Origin of the sequence: Aeromonas sp. MR19 (assembly GCF_963899305.1) — a bacterium.
GTDB classification, from domain to species: domain Bacteria; phylum Pseudomonadota; class Gammaproteobacteria; order Enterobacterales; family Aeromonadaceae; genus Aeromonas; species Aeromonas bestiarum.
In genome coordinates, this window is sequence record NZ_CAWQWZ010000011.1 from 1,074,959 (window position 1) to 1,100,683 (window position 25,725).

General features: G+C 61.9%; 21 protein-coding genes. 8 read left to right on the forward strand and 13 right to left on the reverse strand.

Annotated elements, in window-relative coordinates; all coding sequences use genetic code 11:
* Positions 1-21: 21 nt before the first annotated feature.
* From AACQ95_RS10615 to AACQ95_RS10630, 4 genes are all read right to left on the reverse strand, one after another.
* Positions 22-1,305, reverse strand: a complete 1,284-nt coding sequence (locus AACQ95_RS10615; protein ID WP_241278553.1) for a glycosyltransferase — start codon at positions 1,303-1,305, stop codon at positions 22-24.
* Positions 1,305-2,180: a TauD/TfdA dioxygenase family protein gene (locus tag AACQ95_RS10620; RefSeq protein ID WP_241278554.1), complete on the reverse strand. Its 876-nt coding sequence runs from the start codon at positions 2,178-2,180 to the stop codon at positions 1,305-1,307. Before AACQ95_RS10620 ends, AACQ95_RS10615 begins: the two co-directional genes overlap by 1 nt.
* Before the next feature lie 10 nt (positions 2,181-2,190).
* A complete protein-coding gene (locus tag AACQ95_RS10625) occupies positions 2,191-3,165 on the reverse strand; it encodes an L-tyrosine/L-tryptophan isonitrile synthase family protein (RefSeq protein WP_241278555.1) in 975 nt (324 codons plus the stop codon).
* 544 nt (positions 3,166-3,709) lie between these two features.
* Complete coding sequence (locus AACQ95_RS10630; RefSeq protein ID WP_241278556.1) at positions 3,710-4,558, reverse strand: patatin-like phospholipase family protein; 849 nt, start codon at positions 4,556-4,558, stop codon at positions 3,710-3,712.
* Between the two features lie 141 nt (positions 4,559-4,699).
* Between AACQ95_RS10630 and AACQ95_RS10635 the strand changes: the two genes are divergently transcribed.
* The 6 genes from AACQ95_RS10635 (at position 4,700) to fumC (ending at position 13,299) form a co-directional block, all read left to right on the forward strand.
* Positions 4,700-6,064 (forward strand): endonuclease/exonuclease/phosphatase family protein, encoded by a 1,365-nt coding sequence (locus AACQ95_RS10635; protein WP_241278557.1) that lies wholly within the window; start codon positions 4,700-4,702, stop codon positions 6,062-6,064.
* A 224-nt stretch (positions 6,065-6,288) separates the two neighbouring features.
* The gene (locus tag AACQ95_RS10640) at positions 6,289-7,983 is read left to right on the forward strand and encodes a LytS/YhcK type 5TM receptor domain-containing protein (RefSeq protein WP_241278558.1); all 1,695 of its coding nucleotides are present in this window, start codon (positions 6,289-6,291) and stop codon (positions 7,981-7,983) included.
* Positions 7,977-8,726 carry a two-component system response regulator BtsR gene (gene btsR, locus AACQ95_RS10645; protein ID WP_241278559.1) on the forward strand — a complete coding sequence of 250 codons (750 nt, stop codon included), beginning with the start codon at positions 7,977-7,979 and terminating at the stop codon, positions 8,724-8,726. Before AACQ95_RS10640 ends, btsR begins: the two co-directional genes overlap by 7 nt.
* A 215-nt stretch (positions 8,727-8,941) precedes the next feature.
* On the forward strand, positions 8,942-10,750 hold the full coding sequence (locus AACQ95_RS10650; protein WP_241278560.1) for a carbon starvation CstA family protein: 1,809 nt from the start codon (positions 8,942-8,944) through the stop codon (positions 10,748-10,750).
* Positions 10,751-11,038: 288 nt separating this feature from the next.
* Positions 11,039-11,779: a dipeptidase PepE gene (gene pepE, locus AACQ95_RS10655; protein ID WP_241278561.1), complete on the forward strand. Its 741-nt coding sequence runs from the start codon at positions 11,039-11,041 to the stop codon at positions 11,777-11,779.
* A 125-nt stretch (positions 11,780-11,904) separates the two neighbouring features.
* On the forward strand, positions 11,905-13,299 hold the full coding sequence (gene fumC, locus AACQ95_RS10660; protein WP_241278562.1) for a class II fumarate hydratase: 1,395 nt from the start codon (positions 11,905-11,907) through the stop codon (positions 13,297-13,299).
* 65 nt (positions 13,300-13,364) lie between these two features.
* Here the strand turns inward: fumC and AACQ95_RS10665 are convergent, their stop codons facing one another.
* On the reverse strand, positions 13,365-13,739 hold the full coding sequence (locus AACQ95_RS10665) for a DUF1090 domain-containing protein (protein WP_241278563.1): 375 nt from the start codon (positions 13,737-13,739) through the stop codon (positions 13,365-13,367).
* Positions 13,740-13,917: 178 nt separating this feature from the next.
* On the opposite strand from AACQ95_RS10665, the gene AACQ95_RS10670 reads away from it, so the two are divergent.
* On the forward strand, positions 13,918-14,271 hold the full coding sequence (locus AACQ95_RS10670; RefSeq protein ID WP_241278564.1) for a DsrE/DsrF/TusD sulfur relay family protein: 354 nt from the start codon (positions 13,918-13,920) through the stop codon (positions 14,269-14,271).
* A 134-nt stretch (positions 14,272-14,405) separates the two neighbouring features.
* A complete protein-coding gene (locus AACQ95_RS10675; RefSeq protein WP_241278565.1) occupies positions 14,406-15,488 on the forward strand; it encodes a protoglobin domain-containing protein in 1,083 nt (360 codons plus the stop codon).
* Here AACQ95_RS10675 and AACQ95_RS10680 read toward each other — a convergent pair.
* The 8 genes from AACQ95_RS10680 to rimP form a co-directional block, all read right to left on the reverse strand.
* Positions 15,485-16,705, reverse strand: a complete 1,221-nt coding sequence (locus tag AACQ95_RS10680; protein WP_241278566.1) for an MFS transporter — start codon at positions 16,703-16,705, stop codon at positions 15,485-15,487. The two genes, AACQ95_RS10675 and AACQ95_RS10680, sit on opposite strands and share 4 nt — an antisense overlap.
* 132 nt (positions 16,706-16,837) lie before the next feature.
* A complete protein-coding gene (pnp, locus tag AACQ95_RS10685; protein ID WP_043140206.1) occupies positions 16,838-18,979 on the reverse strand; it encodes a polyribonucleotide nucleotidyltransferase in 2,142 nt (713 codons plus the stop codon).
* Positions 18,980-19,146: 167 nt separating this feature from the next.
* Positions 19,147-19,416, reverse strand: a complete 270-nt coding sequence (gene rpsO / locus AACQ95_RS10690; RefSeq protein WP_005317514.1) for a 30S ribosomal protein S15 — start codon at positions 19,414-19,416, stop codon at positions 19,147-19,149.
* Between the two features lie 129 nt (positions 19,417-19,545).
* The gene (gene truB / locus AACQ95_RS10695) at positions 19,546-20,505 is read right to left on the reverse strand and encodes a tRNA pseudouridine(55) synthase TruB (protein ID WP_043140204.1); all 960 of its coding nucleotides are present in this window, start codon (positions 20,503-20,505) and stop codon (positions 19,546-19,548) included.
* 1 nt (position 20,506) lies between these two features.
* A complete protein-coding gene (gene rbfA, locus AACQ95_RS10700) occupies positions 20,507-20,938 on the reverse strand; it encodes a 30S ribosome-binding factor RbfA (RefSeq protein ID WP_042866616.1) in 432 nt (143 codons plus the stop codon).
* Between the two features lie 55 nt (positions 20,939-20,993).
* The gene (gene infB, locus AACQ95_RS10705) at positions 20,994-23,690 is read right to left on the reverse strand and encodes a translation initiation factor IF-2 (RefSeq protein ID WP_043555054.1); all 2,697 of its coding nucleotides are present in this window, start codon (positions 23,688-23,690) and stop codon (positions 20,994-20,996) included.
* Positions 23,691-23,710: 20 nt separating this feature from the next.
* Positions 23,711-25,213, reverse strand: coding sequence for a transcription termination factor NusA (nusA, locus tag AACQ95_RS10710; protein ID WP_043140200.1), 1,503 nt, complete (start codon positions 25,211-25,213; stop codon positions 23,711-23,713).
* A 14-nt stretch (positions 25,214-25,227) separates the two neighbouring features.
* The gene (gene rimP, locus AACQ95_RS10715) at positions 25,228-25,686 is read right to left on the reverse strand and encodes a ribosome maturation factor RimP (RefSeq protein ID WP_005317527.1); all 459 of its coding nucleotides are present in this window, start codon (positions 25,684-25,686) and stop codon (positions 25,228-25,230) included.
* Positions 25,687-25,725 lie beyond the last annotated feature (39 nt).

Here is a 25,725-nt window from a genome sequence, read left to right on the forward strand (position 1 = left end):
GGCCAGATCGGCCTCCCTCCGTTATCGGGTGCTGGTGAGCAAAGTCGTCACCGCCCCGGCAATGGCGGCCCTGGCATCCAGCCTCCCCATCTCGTCGGCCAGCAGGCGCGCCCGTGCCCGATAGCGCGGCTCGTGCACCAGCTTGCGCACCGCGGCGGCCACGGCCTCTGCCGTCGGCTCGTTGCTGTGCAGATTGATGCCAACGCCACTCCACGCCACCCGGGTCGCTACCTCGGCCTTGTCCTCCCCCGTGCCCGCCACTACCAGCGGCACCCCGTGCGCCAGAGCGGCCTGCACAGAGCCATAGCCGCCGTTGGTCACCAGCCCGGCGGCGCGGGGCAGCGCCAGCTCGAACGGCACATGCTCGGTGACGATGGCATTGGCGGGAATGGATGGACCCAGCAGCGCCGGATCCCGCCCGCCCGTGGTCAGCAGCAGTTGCAGCTCGTCACCCGCCAGCCCCTGCATGGCCGGGATCAGCAGCTGCCCCAGATCCACGTTGGCCAGGGTGCCCTGGCTGACGATGACCAGCGGCCGTTCATCCAGTTGCTCCCACCAGGGCGGCGGCACCAGCTCAATCCGGGGTGGCAGCAGGGGGCCGACATAACGGATCACCCCTTCCAGCTCCGGCCGCTCGTATTCAAAGCCGGCGCAGGAGAGCTGCAGGAAGGCATCCGGCGCCGTCACCATCACATCGGTGAAGGGAGCCGCCAGCGGCGGCGCCCCCGCCTCGGCCAGCGCGGCATCGAAGCTCTGCTGTACCTCGGCCTGCAGTCGCCGGGTCTGTTCATCCAGCCAGGGCAGCTCGCCAAGGGAGCGGAGCAGCTCGGGGGCGATGCGCGGGCCGTAGAAGATGGCATCCGGGCTCGAGAAAGAGACGGGGTTCACCCCCAGCATCAGTATGGGAAGGCGCCGGCCGCGCGCCTGCTGCAACAGCGGCAGCACGCCGTAGAAGCCGTTCTCCACCAGCAGCAGATCCACCCCCTCTGCCGCGATCAGCGCCCGCAAGCGGCGGTCGTGCTGCGGGATGGGCGCGGCGAAGAAACGCCTGAGCGCCAGTGCCATCTGGGCGGTACCGCTCAGGCTGGCCCGCTCGGGAAAATACCGCTCCAGCACCCGGTAGTCAAAGTCCACCTCGGGGGAGAAGGGCACAAACTCGGCGCCGCTCTGGCGGATGCGCTGCTCGAACAGGGCGCCGCACAGCATCAGCACCCGATGCCCCTCCTCCACCAGCAGACGGGCCGCTGCCAGCATGGGGTTGACGTGGCCTGGGGTGGCGGTGGCCGCCAGCAAAATGGTCGCCATCACGCCGCTCCTTGCGGCGCCAGCGCCGGGTTGAGGCAGAGCGGGCTGGCCTGGATGTGGACCCGCTGGATGTGGCGCGCCGAGCGGGCTGTGAAGCCTTCCCGCCCGTGCAGCAGGCCGAGGTTGTCGGCGATCACCAGGTCTCCCGGCTGCCACTGGTGGGCATAGAAGTAGCGCGGATCGTAGAGTCGCTCGTGCAGATCCTGCAGGAAGGCGTCCTGCTCATCGGGCGGGATCCCCTCGATCTGCAGCGCATGCTGATTGAGGAAGCGCACCCCCTCGCGCGGCGGCTCGTTGTAGCGCATGACGGTCTCGCCGCTCACCGGGTGGGGCACCAGCAGGGGCGAGCTCACCTGGCCAGCGTAGTGCACCACCTGCTTGATGCGATAGGTGATCCGTACCCGCTCCCAGCGGGCCAGCCGCTCGCCATCGAGATCCACCAGCAGCTGGCGGGTATTGATGAAAGTGGTGCGCCCCCCCTCGTCGGCCGCCGGGGCGTGCACGCAGTGAAACAGCTGGAACTCGGGCAGGGTCGGCTTGTACATGCCATCCCAGTGCAGCGGCACATAGCTGGAGTCGAAGATGTGGTCGGTGGCGTTCTCGTGCTCCTTCACGTCCAGCACGGCGCCGAACGGCCACATCATGATCTCGCCCCACGCCTCGCCGTAGCGGGTCAGCCGCTCGGGGTCGGTGAAGCCGGACTCGAATCCGCGCAGGATCAGCACGCCGTGGCGACGGGCCAGTTCACGCAGCGATTCGACCGGCAGGGCCTGCACAGCCTGCCCCTCCCGGACCGGTTCGATCAGCAGGCCGAAGGGGGCCTGGGGGTGAATGCGGCAGTGTTCGCCGCCGAGGGGAATGATGGATGCTGTCATGGTGAACTCCTCAGGCGGCGGCCTGCTTGCTGTGGATCAGGTAGTGACTGGGACGGCCATGGATATGGACCAGCTCGTGCTCCAGAGCCAGCACGTCGCGCCGTTTCATCAGCACGAACTGGCCATCCAGATTGGCCGCCACCCCGTGCCAGGGGGTGAGCCAGTCATCCCGGGTCGGCAGCATGTGGATGCCCATCTTCAGGCTGTGGCTGGCCTGGGGGTGGATGGAGAGACGGATCGCCTCGGGGAAGCGCTCAGCCAGCAGGTTGCCCCAGGCGCGGCTGCGCTGGATCACGGCATGGGTGCGCGACTTGGCATCCCGCTGCAGCGCCGTGTTGGAGAGTGGCGTGTCCGGCAGCTGGCTGTCTTCATAGAGGAAGCGGGTCATGGCGCGATAGAGACGAACCCCCTCCTCGGTGGTCTTCACCTCTTCACTGATCTGCGCCAGCGGCTCGGCATAGCGCTCGACCAGCTGTTCACGCAGGGTGTCGAAGTCGCGGCTGGCGCAGAACTCGGCCATGCCCGCCACCATCCCCAGGTGGAAGACCCCGAGGTGGGTCGCCCCCAGCTCCAGGATCAGCTGCTCGATATGGGCCTGATAGGCGTCGATGGCCGGATCCGGCACCCGGATGAGGTCACCGAACACGTGGCCATCCGAGCAGATGAGGATCCGCATGCCGGGCCTGTAGTGCAGCTGGATGCGCTGGCAGAGGTGGTTGAGAAAACTGAGGGAGAGCCGCTCCGCCATGTCCGGCAGGGTGCCCAGCACCTTGTTCGGGTTCGGTGACTTGGTGGGGAAGGCGGGCAAGACGCAGGTGATGGTCTCGCCCCGCTCGATGAAGGCCTGCAGCCGGGGGATCTGGATGGCGGCCACCTCCTGCTCTTCGCTGTGCCGATCCAGGATGGGATCGGGGAAGCGACGACGATAGGGCAACAACTCGGCAAATATCTCACGGGCAATTTGATGGGAAGATAAACCACTCATTATTCCGGCTCCTTTGGCAGGATTAAAATCAATAAAGATGACTCTTTATCAATGCGTCCAGTCTCTGTCGTTATTATTGACGTATCCGTTTGCTACCCAAACGAATCGAGAGGGGACAGTAGCCGAGATGAAGTCGGGCTATCAATTCGCCATTAATGTAAAGATATTCAACCCAGCGCTAATAATCTATTTCGCATAAGCTAACTCAGCCTATACATATGAATAAAAACAGATTTAATGAATATCCAGGCGTATTAAAAAACACCAGTCAGGAAAGTTCCCCACCGGCTTTATTATTCAGTCACAATTTGACTCGTGGATTATTTAGCTCAACTTAATAGTGATATTTCTTCATGCCGATAATGCTGACCATTTCGCTTTAAATATCGCAAACAATTATCCAGCTGCATATTAAGCGGACGAACAAAAGCTGGCTCTGGTCATCAAGACGGAGAGTGGCGGGCGGGATGATTCATCCCTGACCCGCAGCGACATCGCCATGGCTTTTCATGGTGGCGGCCCCGGGCGGAGCCGCCAAGAGGACTCAAGGCTGGGCCGGGTCGGCCGCCAGATAGTCCAGGGCCGTCTGCCAGCCCATTTGGTAGCCCTGCTCCAGCCGCCCCTTGTCTGTGGTCATGCGGCCGACCCGAAAACCCGCCGGCGGGTGTATGAGCCGGATGCGGCAATCCGCCGGTGGCTGGCGGATGAAATCGATGGCGTCGTTGTAGCTTTGATGACGCGAGAGGCTGGCGCGGGCCAGGGCCGGCGTCTCGCGCAGCAGATAACGGTGCAGGGCCGGCAGACGTGGCGCCCGCTTGCGATAACCCAGCGGCCGGGAGAGCACCACGGTTATCTCTCTCGCCCCCTGTTCGTAGGCATGACGCACAGGAATGGAGTCGGCCACTCCGCCATCCGTCATGGCTTCCCCGCCGATGCGCACGAAGTCGCGATAGACCAGGGGCACAGAACAGGAGGCCTTGATCTGCTGCTCCAGCTCGGCCGCATTCCCCTTGAGGTAGGCGGCCTGACCATCCGAGACCCGGGTGGCCACCACGGTCAGCGGCACCGGGTTGGCGGCAAAGCGCGCCAGATCGAGCCGGCACTCGCGGATGGTGATCGCCCACAGCCAGTCGAGATCGAGCCAGTGACCGCCGCGCAAGAACTTGGCCAGGTTGATGAACTCGGGACGGCAGGAGTAGTCGGTGATGACGTTGTGGTTGCGCCCCCGCTGGCCGGCCAGAAAGGCCGCCAGATTGACCGCCCCCGCCGAGACCCCGATGCAGTGATCGAACGCCGTCCGGCCCTGTGCCAGAAAGGCATCCAGCACACCGGCGGCAAAAATGCCGCGCATGGCACCCCCCTCGACCACCAGGGCCGTTTGTCGCCGACTCATCTCGCCTCCCCTCATTGCTCTGTGAATGGACTCACACTTTGGCTCATCCGGCGCCCGGCCCGGGGCCGGGATCCCTATAATGGGCGCGCCTCAACGCTCGTACCAACGAGATATAACTTATTGATGCTACGGAATATTACAATGAAAAATATCAGCAAGTCCCTACTCGCCGCTGCCATTTCCCTCGGATTGATGGCAGGCTGTAACAGCCAAAACGACTCCGAGACCCCGACCCCCATGGTTCGCTTCGCAACTTTCAACCTCTCCTTTGATCGCACCGCCCCCGGCATGCTGAGCGGAGAACTGGCCCTGACCCGCGCCGAGCAGGACACCCTGCTGTCTCGCCTCGCCGACGGCAGCCTGAGCGGCGCAGAGAAGACCAAGGCCCTCGACGTGCAGCAGATCCGCAATATCGCCGAGATAGTGCAGCGCACCCGGCCGGATGTCTTCCTGCTCAACGAGTTCGACAACGACGGCAAGGGCGCCGGCACCGCCGATCTGAAGGCGTTCAACGACAACTATCTGGCCCACGCCCAGCACGGCGAGGTGACCGCCATCAGCTACCCTGTGCTGCAAAATTTCGCCACCAACACAGGCCTGATGAGCGGCCATGACCTCAACCTGGACGGCAAGGTCAACAATGGGCCGGACGACGCCTGGGGCTTTGGCAACTACCACGGCCAGTACGCCTTTGCGGTGATGTCCCAGTACCCCATCGATACCAAGCAGATCCGCACCTTCCAAAAATTCAAGTGGAAGGACATGCCGGGCGAAGCGAACCCCGTCATCGACGACTGCAACAATGCCAAGGCCCCGATCCCGGCCGGCCGCCAGTGTGGCGATGCCTGGTATGACGACGCCGCCTGGCAGGCCTTCCCGCTCTCGTCAAAGAACCACGCAGACGTGCCGGTGCGCATCAAGCGCGGCAACAAGGAGGAGGTGATCCACTTCCTCGTCTCCCATCCGACCCCGCCCATCTTCGGCAACGCGGCGCGCCACAACGTCAAGCACAACCGCGCCGAAGTCGCCTTCTGGCAGGACTATGTGGAGACCGCCAGCTACATGGTGGATGACGCCGGCAAGGCCGGTGGCCTGGCCGAGGGCGCCAAGTTCGTCATCGCCGGCGATCTCAACGCCGATCCCCAGATTGGCGATGGGGATCTCACCGCCATCCAGGACCTGCACAACCATGTGCTGGTCAATCAGGCGGTCACCAACGGCGCCATCATACCGGTCAGTCAGGGCGGCCCCGAGTGCCTCGCCAGCCAGCCGGATCAGTGCAAGCGCAACAACAAGCGCCCCACTCCGGAGCGCATCACCAGCAGCAGCGGCCTGCAGCTCGATCATGTGCTGCCCTCCGCCAACCTGAACGTGGTCGCCTCTGGCGTGTTCTGGCCGGCCAGCTTCGAGCCGGGCTATCACCTGGTGTACGACGCCAAGCTGGGCATCGCCAAGGGAGTCAGCTCGGATCACCGCCTGGTGTGGGTCGACTTCAAGCTCGACTAATTTGATGTTGTTATCAACAATCAGGGGGCCCGCGGGCCCCCTGATTGGTTACAGCTTTCGTGAATGGGCAGGCCAGGCGGCGACATGGGATGCCTTTGGCTCAGGCTGTCAACCAAATCTGTGCGCAAACCCGCTATTCCGGCGCCCGTGGCTTGCAGCGCAAATCTGGGTTTGCTAATACTCCGCGTCCATTGGATGAGCATCCCCTTTCGAGATAGTGTGCCGTGGCTTTCGAACAATTCGCGCTCGTGATATCTCTCTTCCAGCAGCTCTGCGTCTATCTGGTGATCGCCTGGCTGCTCTCCAAGACGCCGCTGTTCATGCCGCTGACTCAGGTGACCCTGAGCTGGCCCCACAAGATCCTCTGCTACCTCATCTTCTCCGGCTTCTGCGTGATGGGCACCTATTTTGGCCTGAGAGTCGAGGACTCCATCGCCAACACCCGCGCCATCGGCGCCGTGCTCGGCGGCATAGTCGGCGGCCCTGTGGTGGGGCTGCTGGTGGGGCTCACCGGCGGCATCCATCGCTATTCATTGGGAGGCTTCACCGCCCTGGCCTGCACCTTCTCCACCATAGCCGAGGGGCTGCTCGGCGGCCTGGTGCATCGCCACTTCGTCGCCCGCCACCGGCTCGACCTGCTGTTCAGCCCCTGGGTGGTGGGATCTGTGGCCCTCATCGCCGAGCTGATGCAGATGGGCATCATATTGCTGGTGGCCCGCCCGTATGATGACGCCGTCCACCTCATCGAGAACATCATAGCCCCCATGCTGGTGGCCAATACGCTAGGGGCCGCCATGTTCATGCGGATGATCCTCGATCACCGCGCCATGCTGGAGAAGTACTCGGTCGCCTTCTCCGCCCGCGCCCTCAAGATCGCCGAGCGGGCGATGCGGGTGCTGGACAAGGGGTTCACCCAGGAGGCGTGCCAGCAGATGGTGCGCATCCTCTACGAGGAGACCGGAGTCGGCGCGGTGGCCATCACGGATCGGGAGAAGCTGCTCGCCTTCATCGGCATAGGCGAGGATCACCACCTGCCGGGCACCGCCATCAACTCGGCCCACACCTTCAAGGCGATCCAGCACAACGAGGTGGTCTATGCGGACGGCAACCTGATCCCCTACAGCTGCAACCTGCATCCCCAGTGCCGGCTCGGCTCCTCGCTGGTCATTCCGCTGCGGGGGGAAGAGGGGTCGGTGGTGGGCACCATCAAGCTCTACGAGCCCAAGCGCAAGTTCTTCTCCTCCATCAACCGCACCCTGGGAGAGGGGATTGCCCGGCTGCTCTCCGGCCAGATCCTGGCCAGCAAGTACAACGAGCAGAAGCGGCTGCTGGCCCAGTCGGAGATAAAGCTCTTGCAGGCGCAGATCAACCCGCACTTTCTGTTCAACGCCCTCAACACTCTGGCGGCGGTGATCCGGCGCGACCCCGAGGATGCCCGCACCCTGGTGCACCACCTCTCCACCTTCTTTCGCAAGAACCTCAAGCGCCAGGGGGACGAGGTGAGCCTGGCCGACGAGCTGGAGCACGTGAACGCCTATCTGCATATCGAGCAGGCCCGCTTCGCCGAGCACCTGAGCGTGGAGATCCATATTCCCGAGCCGCTGCTGGAGTACCGGCTGCCCACCTTCTCCCTGCAACCCATAGTCGAGAACGCCATCAAGCACGGCATCTCCCAGATGTTCGAACCGGGCAGGCTGACCCTGACGGCGCGGGTCGAGGGGGCACGTGTGGTGCTGGAGGTGTGTGACAACGCCGGCCTCTATCAGGCGAATCAGGAGGGGAGCGGCCTTGGCATGAACATAGTGGACAGACGCATCAAGGCCCGCTACGGCCCGGAATACGGCGTCACCATACAGTGCGTCCCACACCATTCAACCCGGGTGAGGATCACCCTTCCCCTGCAGGAGAGCCCATGCTGACCGCCCTTATCGTCGACGATGAACCCCTCGCCCGCGAGGAGCTGCGGCTGCTGCTGGAGCAGGCGGGCAACATCCGCCTGCTGGGGGAGTGTGCCCACGCCATGGAGGCGCTGCCCGCCATCCACCGCCTCAAACCCGACCTGCTGTTTCTCGACATACAGATGCCGCGCATCAGCGGGCTGGAGCTGGTGAGCATGCTGGACCCGGACTTGCGCCCCCACATCGTCTTCATCACCGCCTACGACGAGTTTGCCCTGCGAGCGTTCGAGGAGAATGCCCTCGACTACCTGCTCAAGCCGGTCACGGCACAGCGGATGAACAAGGCGCTGGAACGCATCCAGAGGCTGCTCTCTCCTCTCTCCTCCAAAGGGGGGGAACTTGCTGGCCAACCGCTGCCGGATCCGACCCGCATCGCCCAGCCCCTGCGCAGCATCCCCTGCAGCGGCCACAACCGCATCCTGCTGCTGCCCCTTGGCGAGGTGGAGTTCGTCCACAGCGATCTGGCCGGCAACAAGGTGGTGAGCGCCCAGCAGCAAGGCACCACAGAGCTGACCCTGCGCACCCTGGAGGAGAAGACCGGCTTCGTGCGCTGTCACCGCCAATACCTGCTCAACCCCGGCCAGATCCGCGAGATCCTGCTGCTGGACGGCGGGCTGGCGGAGGTGGTGACCCAGGGCGGTCACAAGGTGCCGGTGAGTCGCCGCTACCTCAAACCCCTCAAGGAGCTGCTGGAGATCCCCTGAGGAGCGGGCCACTCACTCCGCTCCTGCTCTGCCAGCCACCACTCACCCGCTTCCCACGCCCGCCGGCTCATCCCTCAAACCGCTCGGGGCCGCTTTTCTGCCGCTCGCGGGCGGCCCTCTGCCACTGACCTCTTCTGCGCTCCCCTTTCCCCACCGCCTGCGTAGAGTGCAGCCTGAGCCCGGCCAGATTGGCCGCAGGAAAAGGAAACTCCGTCATGCAACACGCAATCACCTTCGTCATTGCGGCCCTCTGCATCCTCGCCATCGCCTATCGCCTCTACGGCGTGTTCTTTGTGCGCAAGGTGCTGATGGCCGACGACAAGCTGGTCACCCCCTCCCACCAGCTGGAAGATGGCAAAAACTATGTGCCGACCAACAAGTGGGTCAACTTCGGTCAGCACTTCGCGGCCATCGCCGCCGCAGGCCCCCTGGTGGGCCCGGTCCTGGCCGCCCAGTACGGCTACCTGCCGAGCTTTCTCTGGCTGCTGATCGGCTGCGTCATCGGCGGCGCCGTGCACGACACAGTCGTGCTGTTCGCCTCCATGAAGCATCAGGGCAAGTCCCTCTCCGAGGTGGCCAAGGCCGAATTAGGCCCCATCGCTGGCTGGTGTACGGGGCTCGCCATGCTGTTCATCATCACCATCACAATGGCGGGTCTCTCCATGGTGGTGGTGCACGCGCTGGAGCGTAACGCCTGGGGCGTGTTCGCGGTCTTCATGACCATCCCCATCTCCATGGTGGTGGGGATCTGGCACAAGCTGACCGGCAACCTGCAAGCCGCCTCCTGGGTCGGCTTCATCGCCGTACTGGCCTGCGTCTTCTTCGGCCCTTACGTGCAGGAGAGCGCCTTCGGTGCCTGGCTGACCCTGCGCGCCGAGACCATCAGTCTGGCACTGCCCGTCTACGCCTTCTTCGCCACCGCCCTGCCGGTCTGGCTGCTGCTCACCCCCCGCGGCTACATCTCCAGCTTCATGAAGATAGGCGTGTTCGGCGCCCTGGTGATCGGCGTCATCTGCATCAACCCCGAGATCCAGTTCCCCGCCATGACCCAGTTCGTCCACGGCGGCGGCCCCGTGCTGGGCGGCCCGGTCTGGCCCTTCATCTCCATCACCATCGCCTGCGGCGCCATCTCCGGTTTCCACGCCTTCATCGGCTCAGGCACCACCCCGAAACTGGTGGACAAGTGGAGCGACATTCTGCCGGTCGCCTTCGGTGCCATGCTGGCCGAGTGCGTGGTGGGCGTGATGGCGCTGATCGCCGCCACCGCCCTGCACCCGGCCGACTACTTCGCCATCAACGCCACTCCTGAGGCCTTCGCCAAGCTGGGGATGCAGGTAGTAGATCTGCCCTTCCTCTCCCAGGAGATCGGCATGGATCTGAACGGTCGCACCGGCGGCGCCGTCACCCTGGCGGTGGGCATGTCCTACATCTTCACCAAGGTGCCCTGGTTCAGCAATCTCGCCTCCTACTTCTTCCAGTTCGTGGTGATGTTTGAAGCTGTGTTCATCCTGACCGCCGTCGACTCCGGCACCCGGGTCTCCCGCTACCTCATTCAGGACTTCTTCGGCGAGTTCTACCCGCCCCTCAAGCGCATCGACTGGATGCCGGGCGCCATAGGTGCCAGCGTGCTCGCCTGCGTGATGTGGGGTTATCTGCTGATGTCCGGCGATATCGGCTCTGTGTGGGCGCTGTTCGGGGTCTCGAACCAGCTGATGGCCTCGGTGGGCCTCATCATAGGCGCCACCATCATATTGCGACTGGCCAGCAAGCGCCGCTACATGCTGACCTGCCTGATCCCGCTGGCCTACCTGTTCGTCACCGTCAACTATGCCGGCTACTGGATGGTCAGCCATGTCTACTTCAACCCGGAATCCAAGGGCTACAACCTGCTCAACGGCGGCATCTCGCTGCTGATGCTGGGGCTGGGCGCCATCATACTGGTGTCGGCCATCCACAAGTGGATTGAGCTGTGGAAGCTGCGCCAGCAGCCCGAGTTCCAGATTGCCCCGGCCAGCGCCAGCTGACGGGAACCGCCTTCAAGGATCAAGGCCCCACCTCGGTGGGGTCTTTCGTATTTGAGACGCGGCGGGAGGCAGATCACCGCCGGTTGCGGCGGCCCGGCGGATGCATATCGAGCAGTTGGTAGATGGCGCAGAGGGTGGACTGCTTGATAACCGGCCAGAGGGCAGGCTCATCGGGATACATGAACCGATCACAGAACCCTGCGGCCAATCGGGTTAGAATGGGGGCTCCTGTCGCCACGGCACGTCCTGGCGGCGCCTCCTCCGCTTTCACTCATGAGGACACTTTTCATGGAACTGCTTCTTCTCAGCAACGGTAAAGCCACCGAATTTCCGGGTCTGCTCGGCTGGGCCCGGGATCGGGTGCAGACCCTGCTCGCCCGCAAACAGGTCAAGCGCATCCTGCTCATCCCCTACGCCGTGATCCGCAGCGACTGGGATGCCAGGGCCAATGAGCTCGGCGAGAGCCTGGGGGTGGAAGCCATCAGCATCCATCAGTTTGACGATCCGGTGGACGCAATCCAGCAGGCCGACGCCATCTTTATCAGTGGCGGCAACACCTGGCGCCTGAACCAGCTGCTGCACGAAAATGGCCTGGTCGTGCCCATCCAGCGCGCCGTGCGCGAGCGGGGCGTACCCTATGTGGGCTGGAGCGCAGGTTGCAACGTGGCGACCCCGAGCATTCGCACCACCAACGACATGCCGGTGTGCAACGCCGCCGTGCTGCCCGCCCTTGGCCTGTTCCCGCTGCAGATCAACCCCCACTATCTGGACGCCAGCATCAGCGGCCACATGGGAGAGACCCGCGACGAGCGTCTGGCGGAGTTCTGCGCCATCAACCCGAGCGAACACGTGGTGGCCCTGCGTGAAGCCAGCCTGCTCCAAATAAGTGGCGAGGGCAGCGGTGAGACCCTCGAATACTGGAGCGCCCGCGGCGAGAGCTTCAAGATTTTCAAGCACGGCGAGGCGATTCAGGAATGCATGGATGCCAGCCCGCTGGCGGCGCTGACGCCGTTTCGCCCCCACGGCTGAACCATGATGCAAGAGGGCGCGCCACAACGTGAGTTGCCATTCTGAGCGACCAGGCCTGTGGTTTGCCATGCTGTGAGGGGCAAGGGATATTCCCTCGCCCCTTTTCTTTTCGGCGGGAGGATGCAATGACGACACGGATAGAACACGACAGCTTCGGGGAGATAGCCGTTCCGGCCGAGCGGCTGTGGGGGGCCCAGACCCAGCGCTCCCTGCACCATTTCGACATCTCGGGGGAGCGTCAGCCCATGGAGCTGATCCACGCCCTGGCGCGCATCAAGTCTGCCTGTGCCCGGGTCAATCACGCCAAGGGACTGCTGCCCGCTCGCACGGCCCAGGCCATCATGAGCGCCGCCGATGAGGTCCTCTGTGGTCAGCACGGGGGGGAGTTTCCGCTCAGGGTCTGGCAGACAGGCTCGGGCACCCAGACCAACATGAACGTCAACGAGGTGCTGGCCAACCGGGCCAGCGAGCTGCTCGGCGGCCCGCGCGGCGAGGGGCGTCTGGTGCACCCCAACGACGAGGTGAACAAGAGCCAGTCGAGCAATGACGTCTTCCCGAGCGCCATGAACCTGGCGGCCGTCAGCGCCATCACGCTGCAACTGCTGCCCGCTCTGATCACCCTGAGCGCCACCCTGGCCCGCAAGGCACACGCCTTCGACGACATAGTCAAGATTGGCCGCACCCACTTGCAGGACGCCACCCCGCTCACCCTGGGGCAGGAGTTCTCCGGCTGGGTCGCCCAGCTGGAACAGGCTGAGCGCCACATTCGGGCCGCCCTGCCCCACCTGTGCGAGCTGGCGCTGGGAGGCACGGCCGTCGGCACGGGCCTGAACACGCCACCCGGCTTTGCCGACGAGGTGGCAGCCACCCTGGCGGAGCAGACGGGCCTGCCGCTGGTGAGCGCCCCCAACAAGTTCGAGGCGCTGGCGGCGAGCGACGCCCTGGTGCATGCCCACGGCGCCCTCAAGACGCTGGCCGCATCGCTCATGAAGATCGCCAACGACGTGCGCTGGCTGGCCAGCGGCCCCCGCAGCGGGCTGGGAGAGCTGCTGATCCCGGAAAATGAGCCCGGCTCCTCCATCATGCCCGGCAAGGTCAATCCGACCCAGTGCGAGGCGCTGACCATGCTGTGCGCCCAGGTGATGGGCAACGACGTGGCCATCAACATAGGCGGTGCCAGCGGCAACTTCGAGCTGAACGTGTTCCGCCCGCTCATCGCCCACAACTTTCTGCAGAGCGTGCGGCTGCTGGCTGACGGCATGCAGAGCTTCCACGATCACTGCGCCATCGGCATCGCGCCGAACCGGGCTCGCATCGATGATCTGCTGGCCCGCTCCCTGATGCTGGTCACGGCACTCAACCCCCACATCGGCTACGACAAGGCGGCCGAGATAGCCAAGCGGGCACATCATGAAGGGCTCAGCCTGCGGGAGGCGGCCATCGCCTCCGGCCATCTCACGGCGCAGCAGTTCGATGCCTGGGTGGTGCCGGCCAACATGGTCGGTCGACGGGGAGCATGATAGGAGGGATCACTGAACAGCAAAAAGCCGGGCATGCCCGGCTTTTTCACGCTGCAATGCGGCGATCAGTGGGTGATCAGCTTGCTCAGCGCATCCAGCTCGTTCTGGGCTGCCAGCAATTTGGTCTGGGCTTCTTCCAGCTTGGCCTGCTTCTTGGCGATCTTGTCAGGCTTGCCCGACACCCGCGCATTTTGCAGTTCGATCAGCCGCTCGTTCACCTGCGCTTTCAGCTCGGTCACCCGTTGCTGTTGCTCCTTGAACAGGCCCGCATCGGTGCAGTGAGCCTCGATATTGCGCAGCGCCCGCTCCAGCCCGGCCACCTGATCCGCGTTGTTGTGCGCCTTGGCGAAGACCAGCTGATCCGTCACCGCCTGTTGCCGTGCCTTGCAGCCCACCTCCTGGCTGCCATAAGCCTGACCGGCCAACAGCAGCATACTCATTCCGATAACCTTCCACATAACGACCTCACTCCTCTGTCATGTTTGATGGCCGCCTATCAGACCTCACTCGGCCGGACGGGTCAAGCCGTGTGCCAACCGGTACGACAGAGTTTGTGCAACATCACGCCAGCGCGGCCCCGACGAGTCTACAATAGCGGCTTTCAGAATGGAGTCTTTTATGAATCAACGTATTGTCATCATCGCCAACGGCGCACCCTACGGTAGCGAATCCCTGTTCAACGCCCTGCGGCTGGCCATTGCCCTGGGCGAACAGGGCGGTGCCAGCCTGCAACTGTTCCTGATGTCCGATGCGGTCGGCGCCGCGCTGGCAGGGCAAGCCCCGGCCGAGGGGTACAACCTGCGCCAGATGCTGGAGATCCTGCTGGCCCATGGCACCATCATCCGCCTGTGCAAGACCTGTACCGATGCCCGCGGCATCACGGCCCTGCCGCTCATCGAGGGGATCGAGATCGGTACCCTGCCGCTGCTGGCCCAGTGGACCCTGGCGGCCGACAAGGTGCTGACCTTCTAGTAGATAGAGCGATGGGCGCAGCCGTTGACCTGCAACAAACCTGCGCCATTTGAAAACCTGTCCCCTGCCGTTAATGTCTACACTGTCAGTTAGATAACAAAGTGCGCGTCGTCATTTTCGTTCAGGGAACAGCCATGAATCCAACCGAACAGACTCTGCTGGAACAGATGCGGATCACAGAGTTCGAAATAGCCCATCGCAAGGAGCTGTTGCTGCTGGGCGAGGACGATTTCACTCTGCTCGCCAGTTATCGCATCAAGATAGAGCCCCACATAGATGCGCTGGTCGACAAGTTCTATACGCTGCAGACCGGGATCACCGAGATTGCCCTGCTGATCGGCGATGCCGATACGCTCACCCGGCTGCGGGCGGCCCAGCGCCGTTACATCCTCGACCTGTTCAGCGGCCAGTATGATCTGGAGTACGTCAACAACCGGTTGCGGATCGGGCTGGTGCACAAGCGGATCGGGGTGGAACCCAAACTCTATCTGGCCGCCATCAACACCCTCAAGGGGCTGCTCATCGAGGATATCTTCACCCAGATAGAGCATGAGCAGAATCGCATGACCATGCTGACCGCCCTCGACAAGCTCTTCCTGTTCGACATCACTCTGGTGTTCGAGACCTATATCCGCAGCCTGGTCTCGGAGATAGAGTCATCCAAGGAGAAGTCGGAGATCTACGCCAAGACGCTGGAGGAGAAGGTGCGCGAGCGCACCCAGCAGCTGGAGGAGATGAGCCGGACCGACTCCCTCACCGGCCTGCTCAGCGTGCGTCACCTGCAGGAGAACCTGACCCGCACCCTGCGTACCTGCCAGCGCCGCGCCGAGCCCGTGGTCATCGCCTACCTCGACATCGACGACTTCAAGCAGATCAACGACACCCAGGGACACCAGCGGGGAGATGAGATACTGCGCATCGTCGGCGCCTGCATTCGCAAGGTGTCGCGGGCGGAGGATTGCTGCTTTCGCTACGGCGGGGATGAGTTCTGCCTGATCCTGCCCAACTGCAACGAGGATCAGGCCAGGGACGTCTATCTGCAACGGCTGACCCACACCCTGGCAGAGCAGCTAGGGGACGTGACCCTCAGCATCGGCATGGTGCAAACGGGCCCCATCCAGTTCGACGAGGGCAACAGCCTGATCCGGCTGGCCGACGAGCGCATGTATGCCGCCAAGAAGGCGATGAAGCAGGTCAACCTGAAGGAGACCCACTAACCCTCGCGGGAACAGGCTTTCACCACCTCGGGGCGCGGGATCCGCGCCCCCCACTCGTACAGCAGAAAGGTCAAGATGCAGCACAGCGCCATCAATATGTAGAGTGACGGCCCGCCCCACAGTTCCAGGATCCAGCCCCCCAGCACGGCCCCTATGGCACCGCCCAGCCCGGCCAGCGCCCCGGCCCCGAAATAGCTCCCCTTCAGATGAGGGGGCGACATCTGATCGATCAGCACGTTGAGCAGCGGGAACAGTATGGTCTCCCCCACGCTCAGCAGCAGCACGGCCCCGATCCAGTGCGACCACTGCGCGGGATCCCCCAGCGCAAACAGCACCTGAGCCCCCAGAAACAGCATGATGCCAAGCTGCAGCCGCACCTTGCCGGGCCAGCGGGCGAGCAGGTGCAGCAGCGGGAATTGCAGCAAGACCACGGTCAGCGCGTTGATCGTCACCAGAATGGCGACCAGCCGCGCCACCTCCGGGGTCTCGGCCCGGGTCAGGTACTGCACCAGGGGTGAGTGAAACTGGGAGTAGACCAGCACCATCAGCAGGTTCGCCATTACCAGCAGCAGAAAGCCCCGATCCAGCCACAGCACCTTGATGGCGGCCCGCAGACCCAGGCCGCCACCGCGCCGCTCTTCCTCATTCAGCCTGCGAAAGCCCCAGACGAAGGCGGCCCCCAGCAACAGATAGCTGCCGGAGAGCAGCAGGAAGGTCTGCTGCTGGGCGCTGATGCCCAGGGTCACCCCGAGCAGGGGCCCTGTCGCCGCCCCCAGGTTGAGCAGGAAGTAGCGCATATGCAGCGCCAGCTCGCGCGCCTTGGCCGAAGCGAGACTGTCGGCCATCAGCGCCTTGCCCGGTGCATCTATGAGACCGGAGGAGAGACCGCTGCCGATCACCCCGACCCCGAGCCAGAGCACTGAGTGGGAGAAGCCGAGCAGGCCGTAACAGAGCAGCGCCACCAGGCAGCCGGCCAGCAAGATGTTGCGCCGCCCCAGCCGGTCCGACAACCAGCCGCCATAGAAGCTGATCAGGGTGGAGAGCGCCGCACTCGCTCCCAGCATGGCCCCTATGCTGGTGGCCGAGAGGGCATACTCCCGATAGAGCAAGATGGAGAGAAAAGGCCAGACCATGTAATAGCTGGTGCGCACCATGAAGGTACCCAGGATCACGGTCCAGACCAGCGGAGGAAACTGCCTGAGGAGGGCCAACGACATCATACTGCTCCTTGTTGCCCGTCGCGCGGGGAGCCCATTGTTGTAACAGAGGGCTTCATAAGAAACAACATCGCCGCCGAGCAGGCACAAAAAAGCCGACCCTGAGGTCGGCTTTTCAACGGCACGGCAGCCTTATTCGGCAGTCGGCTCTTCGGCAACAGCCACGTCAGCAACCGGTGCGGCGGCTTCGGTCGGTGCATTCGCTTCCTTGATGGAGAGACGCACGCGGCCTTGACGGTCCACTTCCAGTACCTTCACCTTCACAACATCACCGATCTTCAGGAAGTCGGCCACGTTCTGCACGCGGGCATCGGTGATCTGGGAGATGTGTACCAGACCGTCTTTACCCGGCAGGATATTGACGAAGGCGCCGAAGTCGGCCAGACGCACAACCTTGCCTTCATAGATGCGGTTCACTTCGATCTCGGCGGTGATGGCCTCGATGCGACGAATGGCTTCCATGGCGGCTTCGTTGGCAACGGCGGAGATGCGGACGGTACCGTCATCATCCAGCTCTATGTTGGTGCCAGTCTCTTCGGTCAGCGCGCGGATCACGGAACCACCCTTGCCGATCACGTCCTTGATCTTCTCAGGATTGATCTTGATGGTGTGGATGCGCGGGGCGAAGTCGGAGATTTCGCTACGCGGCGCCTGGATGGCTTCGTCCATCACTTTCAGGATGTGCAGGCGAGCACCACGGGCTTGCTTGAGGGCAATCTCCATGATCTCTTTGGTGATACCTTCGATCTTGATGTCCATCTGCAGCGCTGTGATACCTTGAGTAGTACCGGCCACCTTGAAGTCCATGTCGCCCAGGTGATCTTCGTCACCCAGGATGTCGGACAGCACGACGAAACCTTCTTCTTCCTTCACCAGACCCATGGCGATACCGGCAACGGAGGCCTTGATCGGCACACCCGCGTCCATCAGCGCCAGGGAGGAACCACAGACGGAGGCCATGGAGGAGGAACCGTTGGATTCGGTGATTTCAGACACCACGCGCACCACGTACGGGAACTCGGCGGCGCTCGGCATCACGGCAGCAACGCCGCGCTTGGCCAGACGACCGTGACCGATTTCACGACGCTTCGGGCTACCCATCATGCCGGTCTCACCGACGCAGTACGGCGGGAAGTTGTAGTGCAGCATGAAGCGGTCAGCACGGTGGCCAGCCAGCTCGTCGATGTTCTGGGCGTCACGCTCGGTACCCAGGGTCGCAACCACGATAGCCTGAGTCTCACCACGGGTGAACAGGGCGGAGCCGTGAGCGCGCGGCAGGATGCCGGTGCCGACGGACAGGGCGCGGATCATTTCCGGATCGCGACCATCGATGCGCGGCTCGCCACGGACCACACGGCCACGGACGATGCGGCTTTCCAGGCTGTGGAACTCTTCGCCGATCTTCTTGGCATCTTCTTCCACACCGGAGGCGATCACTTGCTCAACCACACGGGACTTGATGGCACCGATGGCGGCGTAACGCACGGCCTTCTCGGTGATGCGGTAAGCTTCACCCAGCTCGGCGGTGGCCAGCTCGGCAACCTTGGCTTTCAGCGCTTCGTTGGTCGCAGGCGGGGTCCAATCCCACGGCTGGGTACCCACCTCGGCGGCGAATTCGTTGATGGCGTTGATCACGACTTGCATCTGCTCGTGGCCATAAACGACGGCGCCCAGCATGGTCTCTTCAGACAGGATGGCCGCTTCGGATTCGACCATCAGTACCGCGTTGGCGGTACCGGCAACTACCAGGTCCAGATCGCTCTGGGGCAGTTCGGCTGTAGTCGGGTTCAGCACGTACTGACCGTTCATGTAACCCACGCGAGCCGCGGCAATCGGGCCACCGAACGGGATGCCGGAGATGGCCAGTGCAGCAGAGGCACCGATCATGGCAACTATGTCCGGGGAAACCAGCGGGTTCACGGACATGACGGTGGCAACCACCTGAACCTCATTGAGGAAGCCTTCCGGGAACAGCGGACGAATAGGACGGTCGATCAGGCGGGAGGTGAGGGTTTCGCCTTCGCTCGGACGGCCTTCACGACGGAAGAAACCACCCGGGATACGACCAGCAGCATAGGTACGCTCCTGGTAGTTGACGGTCAGCGGGAAGAAATCGCGACCGTGATCGGCCTCTTTCTTGCCTACTACGGTCACAAATACGCAGGTATCGTCCATGCTGACCATTACGGCCGCAGTGGCTTGACGGGCCATCACACCGGTTTCCAGAGTGACGGTGTGTTGACCGTACTGGAATGACTTTACAATAGGATTCACGTGAATTTCCTTTTTACAATTTGGCTCTTTAAATTCGCGTGCAAGTATACTTGATTCGAACCAAAAGGTAAGCAGTGACACAAATTCTGTGAAGCCGGCAACAGCCTGACGCGCAATAAAAAAGGGGAACCCTGAGGTTCCCCTTTTTCGCGAAATCTGATGGTCGATTAACGACGCAGACCCAGCTTGGCGATCAGAGCAGCATAACGCTGAACATCTTTACGCTTCAGGTAGTCCAGCAGCTTGCGACGCTGGGAAACCATGCGCAGCAGACCACGACGACCGTGGTGATCTTTAGCGTGCTCTTTGAAGTGACCTTGCAGATGGTTGATCTGGGCAGTCAGCAGGGCAACCTGCACTTCGGGGGAGCCAGTGTCGTTGGCGCAACGAGCGTTGTCAGCAACGATGGAAGCTTTGATCTCAGCATTTAGAGACATGGTATTACTCCAAGTAGAGTGTTTAAAGGTTCACAGCCAATCTCTAATTCAGCCGTGAAATGAGGGCGGTATCATAATCGTCCCCGTCACTTTTCGCAACGGGAAAGACGCCCAGATACCGCCTGAGGATCACTCCTCGTCGTGATCGTCGTGGTAGCGCACCAGACGCTTGGGGGCAACCCGCCCTTCGTCGTCGATCTCGCCCACCCCGATGAACTCACGCTCAGGGCCGACCGTCATGCGGACCTGGCCGCTTTGCGGCGCGCCAGCTACCTGCACGGCCTGACCCTGGTTCACATAGGCGGCGACTGCCGCCAGCATGTTCACCTCGGGCAGCGCGGCCACGGCGGTATCCATCGGCAGCAACAAGGGGTCGAGCTGCTCCCGTGGCGGGATGCTTTCAGCCTTGGCCTGTTCGAAGATGCACTCGAGCTGTTCCAGAGTCAGCATCCGCTCATAGGGATAGCTGGCCACCTGGGTGCGGCGCAACTGGGTGACGTGAGCGCCACAACCCAGCACTTCCCCGAGATCGTCCACCAGGGAGCGAATGTAGGTACCCTTGCTGCAGTGCACCTCCAGCTTGACCTCATCCCCTTCAAAGCTGATGAGCTTGAGCTCGAACACCGTGATGGGGCGGGCTTCGCGCTCTATCTCTATGCCTTCACGGGCATATTCATAGAGCGGGCGACCGTTGTGCTTGAGGGCGGAGTACATGGACGGCACCTGCATGATGGGGCCGCGGAACTGGTCCAGCGACTCGATCAGGGTGCCCACGGCCACGTTCACCGGCCGGGTGGAGACCACCTCGCCGTCGGAGTCGCTGGTGTTGGTGCGCTCGCCCAGCTTGGCGGTCACCTCATAGCGCTTGTCCGCTTCCAGCAGATACTGGGAGAACTTGGTGGCCTCGCCGAGACAGATCGGCAGCATGCCGGTCGCCAGCGGATCCAGAGCACCGGTGTGACCGGCCTTGGCGGCGTTGTAGATACGCTTGACCTTCTGCAACACATCGTTGGAGGTCAGACCGGTCGGCTTGTCCAGCAGCAGGATGCCGTGTACGTCACGACCCTTGAAACGGCGTCTACGAGACATCTCAGGCTTTATCCTCTGTATCATCCGGTGCGGCTTCGTCTTCTTCACGGCCGGCTTCGGCCATGCGACGCTTGTCGTCACGCACTGTGTTGGACACCAGGTTGGAGATGCGCATCCCCTCGACCAGGGTCTGGTCGTAGTAGAAGCGCAGCTCGGGCACCACCCGCAGGCGCATGGCGCTGCCGAGCAGGCTGCGGATGTAGCCGGCCGCTTCGGTCAGGCCCTTGAGCCCTTCCGCGATGCGCTCGGCATCGATATCCAGCTGCAAGAAGGTGACATAAACCTTGGCATAGTTGAGGTCCTTGGACACTTCCACGTCCGAGACGGTTACCATGCCGATGCGCGGGTCCTTGACCTCACGCTGCAAGATCAGCGCGATTTCACGCTGGATCTGCTGGCCGACCCTGTTGGTCCGGCTGAATTCTCTGGCCATATTCTATCCTGCGATAAAAGGGGGCCGCGGCCCCCTATTTTGTCTAACTCTCGGCTTACAGAGTCCGTTGAATTTCAATGGTCTCGTAAACTTCGATCTGGTCGCCTTCGCGTACGTCGTTGTAGTTCTTGACCGCGATACCACACTCGTAACCGTTGCGGACTTCGTTGACGTCATCCTTGAAGCGGCGCAGGGATTCCAGCTCGCCTTCATAGATAACCACGTTGTCACGCAGAACACGGATACGGTTGGAACGCTTGACCACACCTTCGGTAACCATACAGCCGGCAACGGCGCCGAACTTGGGTGACTTGAAGACGCTACGCACTTCAGCCAGACCGATGATCTCCTGACGATACTCAGGAGCCAGCTTGCCGCTCATGGCCTGCTTCACTTCGTCGATCAAATCATAGATGACGGAGTAGTAACGCAGATCCAGGCTCTCGGACTCGATGACCTTGCGCGCAGATGCGTCGGCACGGACGTTGAAGCCCACCAGGATGGCGCTGGAAGCCGCTGCCAGAGTGGCGTCGGTTTCGGTGATGCCACCGACACCCGAGCCCACGATCTTGACCTTGACTTCGTCGGTAGAGAGCTGGACCAGCGCATCGCAAATCGCCTGCACCGAACCCTGTACGTCGGCCTTGATCACCACGTTCACTTCGGACACTTCGCCCTCGGTCATGTTGGCGAACATGTTTTCCAGCTTGGCCTTCTGCTGGCGAGCCAGCTTGACGTCGCGGAACTTGCCCTGACGATAGAGTGCCACTTCACGGGCCTTCTTCTCGTCACGTACAACGGTGGCTTCATCACCGGCAGACGGCACCCCGGACAGACCCAGGATTTCCACCGGCAGGGACGGACCCGCTTCCTTGATTTCACGACCCAGCTCGTCACGCATGGCACGGATACGACCGTATTCCAGACCACACAGTACGATGTCGCCCTGGCGCAGAGTACCTTCTTGTACCAGCACGGTGGCAACCGGACCACGACCCTTGTCCAGGAAGGATTCGATCACGACGCCGCTGGCCATGCCATCGACAACCGCTTTCAATTCCAGCACTTCGGACTGGATCAGGATGGCTTCCAGCAGGTCGTCGATGCCTTCGCCAGACTTGGCGGAGACGTGAACGAACTGGCTGTCGCCACCCCAGTCTTCGGACATGACGTTGTAACGGGCCAGCTCGGTCTTGACACGATCCGGATCCGCTTCGGGCTTGTCGATCTTGTTGACCGCAACCACGATGGGCACTTCTGCCGCCTTGGCGTGCTGGATGGCTTCGATGGTCTGCGGCATGACGCCGTCATCGGCAGCAACAACCAGAACGACGATATCGGTCGACTTGGCACCGCGAGCACGCATGGAGGTAAAGGCCGCGTGACCCGGGGTATCCAGGAAGGTGATCATGCCACTGTCGGTTTCGACGTGGTAAGCACCGATATGCTGGGTGATACCACCGGCTTCGCCAGCAGCGACCTTGGCTTTACGGATGTAATCCAGCAGCGAGGTCTTGCCGTGGTCGACGTGACCCATGATGGTCACGACAGGTGCGCGCGGCTTGGCTTCGGAGGTCTCGTCACGATCGGACAGTACCGCCTCTTCCAGCTCGTTCTCACGACGCAGCACCACCTTGTGACCCATCTCTTCGGCGACCAGCTGGGCTGTCTCCTGATCGATCACCTGGTTGATGGTCGCCATGGCGCCCATCTTCATCATCGCCTTGATGACTTCTACGCCCTTGACGGCCATCTTGTTGGCCAGTTCGGCCACAGTGATGGTTTCGCCGATGACGACGTCACGGTTAACCACGGCCGCAGGCTTGTTGAAGCCGTGCTTCATGGCGTTCGGCATGGCCACCTTGCCGCGCTTGCCTTTACGGGCACGCGGGTTGCGGGAGTCGCGATCATCTTCACGACGACCGGCCTTTTTCGGCGCCTTGACGGCGGCGGCGGCGGTACGACGGCTGGTTTCTTCCTTCCGGTCCAACTCGTCTTCTGCGGCTTGCGCATGCTTGTTGGTGGTCAGATGATAGTCACTGCTCTCTTTGGCGCGAGCAGCTTCTTCTTCAGCCCAGCGAGGGCCGTTTTGTTCCGCCATGACGCGAGCCTCTTCGGCTTTCTTCGCGGCGAGTTCTTCTGCTTTTTGCAAAGCGGTTTGATCCTGTTGGCGCTTCAGTTCTTCTGCTTCGCGCTTGGCCATCTTTTCTGCCTCTTGCTGAGCTGTGCTACTGGCTGCTTTGGCGGGCTGTGGAGCCTGTCGAGCCTTTTGTTGTGCCTCGATCCGCGCCTTTTCCTCAGCTTCACGACGAGCCTGCTCAGCCTCACGGCGAGCCTTCTCTTCAGCATCGAGACGAACCTTGTTTTCGGCCTCGCTACGAGCTTTTTCTTCTGCTTCCAAACGCGCTGTTTCCTCGGCTTCCGCCTGGCGCTGTTCATCTTCCAGCGCCGAGCGTCTTACGTAGGTGCGAGATTTACGCACTTCAACCTGCACTTCCTTGTTCTTGCCGCCAGTCCCCTGAACACTGATGGTGCTCTTGGTCTTGCGCTGCAAGGTCATGCGGGCAGGTGCGGCGACCTCGTCACCTCCATGCTGTTTCTTCAGATGGGTCAGCAGAGTCTGTTTCTCAGACTCGCTAACCATGTCGTCGGCCTTGCTCTTGCTGATACCGGCATCGACAAACTGCTGGAGAAGACGATCAACCGGTGTGTCGATGTCAGTGGCAAGTTGTTTGACTGATACTTCTGCCATTCATTTTCCTCCGTTTGATCTTACTCAGACTGCTCTTCTCCGAACCAACAGATATTACGAGCAGCCATAATCAGCTCACCGGCTTTCTCTGCCGTCAGCCCTTCAATATCAGCAAGGTCATCGATGCCTTGCTCTGCCAAATCTTCCAGGGTGCCGATACCGCGAGCGGCCAGGGCATACGCCATGTCACGGCCAAGGCCGTTCAGATTGAGCAGATCTTCGGAAGGTTCTACACCTTCAAAGGATTCTTCTTTGGCCAGAGCCTTGGTGGTCAGCGCATTCTTGGCGCGCTGGCGCAGCTCTTCAACCATGTCTTCGTCCAGGCCATCGATGGCCAGCAGCTCGTTGACCGGTACGAAGGCGATCTCTTCCAGGGTAGAGAAGCCTTCTTCCATCAGCAGACCGGCGAAATCGTCATCGATGTCGAGGGTGCTGGTGAACAGGGTCAAGATGCGGTCGTTCTCGGCCTGGTGCTTGGCACGCATGTCCTCAACGGTCATGACGTTCAGCTCCCAACCGGTCAGCTGGGATGCCAGACGCACGTTCTGACCGTTGCGACCAATGGCCTGGGCCAGGTTGGCGGCTTCCACGGCGATATCCATGGTGTGGTTGTCTTCATCCACTATGATGGAGGCCACATCGGCGGGCGCCATGGCATTGATCACGTACTGGGCGGGGTTGTCATCGTACAAGACGATGTCGGCACGCTCACCGCTCAGTTCGGCGGAGACGGCTTGCACACGGGCACCGCGCATGCCGATACAGGCACCGATCGGGTCGATACGACGATCGTTGGTCTTCACCGCTATCTTGGCACGGGAGCCCGGGTCACGGGCGGCGCCCATGATTTCGATCATCTCTTCACCGATTTCCGGTACTTCGATGCGGAACAGCTCTTTCAGGAAGTCCGGGCTGGAACGGCTGACGAACAGCTGGGAACCACGGGCTTCGGGACGCACGGCGTAGAGCAGACCACGGATGCGGTCGCCCGGACGGAAAGTCTCGCGCGGCAGCATGTCGTCACGGAAGATCACGGCCTCGGCATTGCTGCCCAGATCCAGGATCACGTTGTCACGGTTGCTCTTCTTGACCACACCGCTGATGATGGTGCCTTCCTTGTCCTTGAACTGGTCAACGACTTGGGAACGCTCGGCTTCGCGCACTTTCTGCACGATAACCTGTTTGGCGGTCTGGGTGGTGATACGGTCGAAGGTCACAGAGTCGATCTGATCTTCTACATAGTCACCGAGCTGGATCTCGGGCTGCTCGATCTGAGCGGCTTCGAGGGTGATTTCACCGTACGGGTTCTCCATTGCAGCCTGATCGGCCACCACAACCCAGCGACGATAGGTATCGTAGTCACCGGTCTTGCGATCGATTTCGACCCGAACTTCAATCTCGCCTTCATATTTTTTCTTGGTCGCAGTCGCCAGCGCGGTCTCCAGAGCCTGGAAAATTTTCTCGCGGGGCACAGCTTTCTCGTTGGATACTGCGTCAACGACCAGCAAAATCTCTTTATTCATATCCGATAGCCTCGTTAACCAAAGTTCGGCACTATGTTCGCTTTTTGGATATTGGTGAAAGCCAACACGTCGTCCTTACCATCTACTGTCAGGGTGATCATGTCGCCTTGCACAGCTTTGATTACGCCTTTGAACTTGCGGCGGTTATTTGTTGCCATCCGCAGCTGCACCGCCGCCTCTTGGCCAACGTATTTTTCGAACTGGGCAACCTTGAACAGCGGACGATCCAGACCAGGGGAGGATACTTCCAGGAAGTATTCTTCTGTGATGGGATCCTCGACATCCATGATGGCGCCAACCTGATGGCTGACTTCAGCACAGTTCTCGACAGTCACACCATTCTCGCCGTCGATAAAGACACGCAAAGTGGAGTGGTTACCCGCGCGGATAAACTCAATACCCCAAAGTTCAAAACCCAAGGCAACGACCGGAGCCTCGAGCAGATCGGTCAAACGTTGTTCCAACGTAGCCAAAGTCACCCTCCGAAAAACAAAAAAAGGGCATAAAGCCCA

Coding starts and splice junctions, on each gene's coding strand:
- fumC (WP_241278562.1), top strand. CDS start 11,905: ATGACGACACGGATAGAACACGACAGCTTCGGGGAGATAGCCGTTCCG.
- AACQ95_RS10665 (WP_241278563.1), bottom strand. CDS start 13,739: ATGAGTATGCTGCTGTTGGCCGGTCAGGCTTATGGCAGCCAGGAGGTG.
- AACQ95_RS10620 (WP_241278554.1), bottom strand. CDS start 2,180: ATGACAGCATCCATCATTCCCCTCGGCGGCGAACACTGCCGCATTCAC.
- AACQ95_RS10630 (WP_241278556.1), bottom strand. CDS start 4,558: ATGAGTCGGCGACAAACGGCCCTGGTGGTCGAGGGGGGTGCCATGCGC.
- AACQ95_RS10635 (WP_241278557.1), top strand. CDS start 4,700: ATGAAAAATATCAGCAAGTCCCTACTCGCCGCTGCCATTTCCCTCGGA.
- AACQ95_RS10650 (WP_241278560.1), top strand. CDS start 8,942: ATGCAACACGCAATCACCTTCGTCATTGCGGCCCTCTGCATCCTCGCC.
- AACQ95_RS10675 (WP_241278565.1), top strand. CDS start 14,406: ATGAATCCAACCGAACAGACTCTGCTGGAACAGATGCGGATCACAGAG.
- nusA (WP_043140200.1), bottom strand. CDS start 25,213: ATGAATAAAGAGATTTTGCTGGTCGTTGACGCAGTATCCAACGAGAAA.
- rbfA (WP_042866616.1), bottom strand. CDS start 20,938: ATGGCCAGAGAATTCAGCCGGACCAACAGGGTCGGCCAGCAGATCCAG.
- pepE (WP_241278561.1), top strand. CDS start 11,039: ATGGAACTGCTTCTTCTCAGCAACGGTAAAGCCACCGAATTTCCGGGT.
- AACQ95_RS10670 (WP_241278564.1), top strand. CDS start 13,918: ATGAATCAACGTATTGTCATCATCGCCAACGGCGCACCCTACGGTAGC.
- truB (WP_043140204.1), bottom strand. CDS start 20,505: ATGTCTCGTAGACGCCGTTTCAAGGGTCGTGACGTACACGGCATCCTG.
- AACQ95_RS10615 (WP_241278553.1), bottom strand. CDS start 1,305: ATGGCGACCATTTTGCTGGCGGCCACCGCCACCCCAGGCCACGTCAAC.
- AACQ95_RS10625 (WP_241278555.1), bottom strand. CDS start 3,165: ATGAGTGGTTTATCTTCCCATCAAATTGCCCGTGAGATATTTGCCGAG.
- btsR (WP_241278559.1), top strand. CDS start 7,977: ATGCTGACCGCCCTTATCGTCGACGATGAACCCCTCGCCCGCGAGGAG.
- rpsO (WP_005317514.1), bottom strand. CDS start 19,416: ATGTCTCTAAATGCTGAGATCAAAGCTTCCATCGTTGCTGACAACGCT.
- AACQ95_RS10680 (WP_241278566.1), bottom strand. CDS start 16,705: ATGTCGTTGGCCCTCCTCAGGCAGTTTCCTCCGCTGGTCTGGACCGTG.
- infB (WP_043555054.1), bottom strand. CDS start 23,690: ATGGCAGAAGTATCAGTCAAACAACTTGCCACTGACATCGACACACCG.